Source organism: Vibrio sp. 2-1-2a (assembly GCF_032648565.1).
Classification (GTDB): domain Bacteria; phylum Pseudomonadota; class Gammaproteobacteria; order Enterobacterales; family Vibrionaceae; genus Vibrio; species Vibrio diabolicus.
On sequence record NZ_WBOH01000034.1, the window covers coordinates 1 to 710 of the forward strand.

At 43.4% G+C, this 710-nt stretch carries 2 tRNA genes and 2 rRNA genes; all 4 read right to left on the reverse strand.

Annotated elements, in window-relative coordinates:
- Positions 1-100 (reverse strand): 23S ribosomal RNA (locus F7Y48_RS23540); the annotation flags it as partial.
- Between the two features lie 264 nt (positions 101-364).
- Positions 365-440: transfer RNA gene (locus tag F7Y48_RS23545), tRNA-Glu, on the reverse strand.
- 11 nt (positions 441-451) lie between these two features.
- Positions 452-527: transfer RNA gene (locus tag F7Y48_RS23550), tRNA-Ala, on the reverse strand.
- A 95-nt stretch (positions 528-622) separates the two neighbouring features.
- Positions 623-710, reverse strand: a 16S ribosomal RNA gene (locus tag F7Y48_RS23555); the annotation flags it as partial.

Below are 710 nucleotides of genomic sequence, written 5' to 3' on the forward strand. Positions count from 1 at the left end.
AGTGGTTTTTACTACCTAATCTGGGCTTATCGCAAGTTAATACGTCCTTCATCGCCTCTGACTGCCAAGGCATCCACCGTGTACGCTTAGTCACTTAACCATACAACCCGAAGGAGTTTCGAATTGATGTTAAACAACCAAAGTTGTCTCTCATTATTTGAATGAGCGAGAGACATATCGATTTTGCCGGACTCAAATTCCAAGAACACTTGAATGTGTTATTAGTTGTATTCATAAATGAATACTTTGAGAACTTTACAAACAACAATAAATTGTTGTTTTGTCAGCTTTCCAAATTGTTAAAGAGCTAATCACTTCAAAGAAGTAACCATTTTTAAGAACACTAATTAAATGCGCTTAAAGATGGTATCCCGTAGGGGAGTCGAACCCCTGTTACCGCCGTGAAAGGGCGGTGTCCTAGGCCTCTAGACGAACGGGACACAGAAGTATGTGGTGGAGCTAATCGGGATCGAACCGATGACCTCTTCGCTGCCAGCGAAGCGCTCTCCCAGCTGAGCTATAGCCCCACATAAATTGCTTCAGCATTTTATGCAGAACCAATTTTGCTCTGAAATCTAAACCATATCAATCTGTGTGAACACTCATCGCAATAATCATCGTTTAAGGAGGTGATCCAGCGCCAGGTTCCCCTAGCGCTACCTTGTTACGACTTCACCCCAGTCATGAACCACAAAGTGGTAAGCGTCCCC